The organism is Staphylococcus sp. 231237_7MaSpsaltlick (genome assembly GCF_043107035.1).
The window spans coordinates 1-2,958 of record NZ_JBICNX010000073.1 but is presented as its reverse complement, the minus strand read 5'-3'; the positions used below and the strand labels follow the sequence as shown (position 1 = coordinate 2,958).

Genomic DNA, 2,958 nt, shown 5'->3' with positions numbered 1-2,958 from the left:
ATCTAAAAGTATCTCCTGAAAAACTAGCGAATCAAACGATACAAAGGGTTAAAGATGACACTAAGGCTCATAAAGAAGAGAAAACACCATTTTATAAAAAACATAGTACATTGCTGTTTGCCACACTACTAATTGCTTTTGGTTACCTTTCTCACTTTGTAAATGGAGAAGATAACCTCGTAACTTCCATGTTATTTGTAGGTTCTATTGTAATTGGCGGATATTCATTATTTAAAGTCGGTTTTCAAAATTTGATACGCTTTGATTTCGACATGAAAACCCTGATGACCGTTGCCGTTATTGGAGCTGCCATTATTGGTGAATGGGCAGAGGCATCTATTGTTGTTATTCTCTTTGCAATCAGTGAAGCACTTGAACGCTTCTCTATGGACAGAGCAAGACAATCCATACGTTCATTGATGGATATCGCCCCAAAAGAAGCACTAGTTAGACGAAATGGTCAGGAAATAATAATCCATGTGGACGATATCGCTGTGGGTGATATCATGATTGTCAAACCAGGGGAGAAAATTGCCATGGATGGAATCATTGTGAATGGCTTGTCGGCTGTCAATCAGGCAGCTATAACAGGAGAATCTGTTCCCGTCTCCAAAGCGGTAGATGACGAAGTATTTGCAGGTACGCTTAACGAAGAGGGACTAATTGAAGTAAAAATCACCAAATACGTAGAAGATACAACCATTGCCAAGATTATTCATCTTGTTGAAGAAGCACAAGGGGAGCGTGCTCCAGCCCAAGCATTCGTTGATAAATTTGCGAAATACTACACTCCGATCATTATGGTTATTGCAGCCTTGGTTGCAGTCGTTCCACCCCTATTCTTTGGTGGCAGTTGGGATACATGGGTTTATCAAGGATTAGCAGTTCTTGTAGTTGGATGTCCTTGTGCATTAGTTATTTCTACTCCAATCTCGATTGTCTCGGCAATTGGAAATGCAGCGAAAAAAGGTGTGTTGGTTAAAGGTGGTGTCTATCTCGAGAAATTAGGAGCCATTAAGACAGTCGCATTTGATAAAACAGGAACACTGACAAAAGGTGTACCAGTGGTAACAGATTTTGAAGTATTAAATGACCAAGTGGAAGAAAAAGAGCTATTCTCTACCATTACAGCTTTAGAATATCGTTCACAACATCCACTTGCTTCAGCAATAATGAAAAAGGCAGAGCAAGATAATATCCCTTATTCTAATGTACAAGTGGAAGAATTCACTTCGATTACTGGGCGAGGTATAAAAGGGATTGTAAACGGAACTACTTACTATATTGGAAGCCCAAAACTTTTCAAGGAATTAAATGTTTCCGATTTTAGCCTTGGGTTTGAAAACAATGTGAAAATCCTACAAAACCAAGGAAAAACAGCCATGATTATTGGAACGGAAAAAACAATTCTCGGCGTAATTGCCGTTGCAGATGAGGTTCGTGAAACAAGTAAAAATGTGATTCAAAAACTTCATCAGTTAGGTATCAAGCAAACAATTATGCTGACAGGTGATAATCAAGGTACTGCAAATGCAATCGGTACACATGTAGGCGTTTCTGATATTCAGTCTGAATTGATGCCACAGGATAAATTAGATTATATTAAAAAAATGCAATCGGAGTATGATAATGTAGCTATGATTGGCGATGGCGTTAATGATGCTCCAGCACTTGCTGCATCTACTGTTGGAATTGCAATGGGCGGTGCTGGAACGGATACTGCAATTGAAACAGCTGATATTGCATTAATGGGAGATGATTTAAGTAAGCTTCCATTTGCAGTAAGACTCAGTCGAAAAACTTTAAATATCATTAAAGCTAACATCACTTTTGCTATCGGAATTAAAATAATTGCCTTACTATTAGTTATCCCGGGATGGTTAACCCTTTGGATAGCGATTCTTTCCGATATGGGAGCTACTATTTTGGTAGCATTAAATAGTTTACGACTGATGAGAGTGAAGGATAAATAGGTAGAAAACAGAATAGTAAGGTCACGCTGTGCGCAATTCAAGGGGGCTTTTCAATTTGAAGAAAAGTCCTACCCCTAAAATATAAAATATTGGAGATGGAAAAATGATCGCAACGATACTTACAGCAGCTGCGGTATATGTAGCAACAGGAATTGATTATCTCGTTATATTAATTCTTTTGTTTTCGCAAGTAAAAAAAGGTCAGGTGAAACATATTTGGATAGGACAATATATAGGGACTGCAATTGTTATAGGAGCAAGTCTTTTAGTTGCACAGGGGGTTGTAAATTTAATTCCTCAGCAATGGGTTATCGGACTACTTGGACTTTTACCACTTTACTTAGGTGTGAAAATGTGGATTAAAGGAGAAGAGGATGAAGATGAAAGTAGTATTTTATCTTTATTCTCCTCTGGAAAATTTAATCAGTTATTTTTGACGATGACTTTCATCGTATTAGCTTCCAGTGCGGATGACCTTTCGATTTATATACCGTACTTCACGACCTTAAATATGTCTGAAATCTTTATTGCTGTTATTGTCTTTTTGATTATGGTTGCTGTTTTATGTTATGTCAGCTATCGCTTAGCTTCCTTAGATTTTGTATCAGAAAAAATTGAGAAATATGAACGTTGGATTGTACCTATTGTATTCATTGGGTTAGGGATTTATATATTGTTTGAAAATGGTACATTTAACGCTTTATTCTCATTTCTTTAACAATCGGAACGCTTTCTCTAATAAGAATCAGCGCTCGTTTGACATATAAGACCGCCTTTTGGGAGTCACGATAGAAGTCCAATTTCTTAATTTTAGAACTGAGAAATTGGACTTCTATATACCTCCTGACTCTAACCTTATTAACTTGTAATGCAAAATAACGATTAAAATAGGTGCAAAATAACTCCTAAAGTGACAAGCTAAGCATATCAATACATATATAATGTCTATTTAGGGTCTACCCTAATCGAACCATTATCGATGCTA

General features: G+C 37.1%; 2 protein-coding genes. Both read left to right on the top strand.

Going from position 1 to position 2,958, the window contains the following annotated elements; translation table 11 throughout:
• Window positions 1-1,973: cadmium-translocating P-type ATPase CadA (gene cadA / locus ACF91D_RS29685; protein ID WP_392438305.1), on the top strand; the 1,973-nt coding region annotated here is incomplete at its 5' end.
• A 103-nt stretch (window positions 1,974-2,076) separates the two neighbouring features.
• Window positions 2,077-2,691 carry a CadD family cadmium resistance transporter gene (locus ACF91D_RS29680; protein WP_048787448.1) on the top strand — a complete coding sequence of 205 codons (615 nt, stop codon included), beginning with the start codon at window positions 2,077-2,079 and terminating at the stop codon, window positions 2,689-2,691.
• Window positions 2,692-2,958: the final 267 nt, after the last annotated feature.

Bases quoted from the DNA above. Each gene is read 5' to 3' on its own strand.
- ACF91D_RS29680 (WP_048787448.1), top strand. From the start codon at position 2,077: ATGATCGCAACGATACTTACAGCAGCTGCGGTATATGTAGCAACAGGA.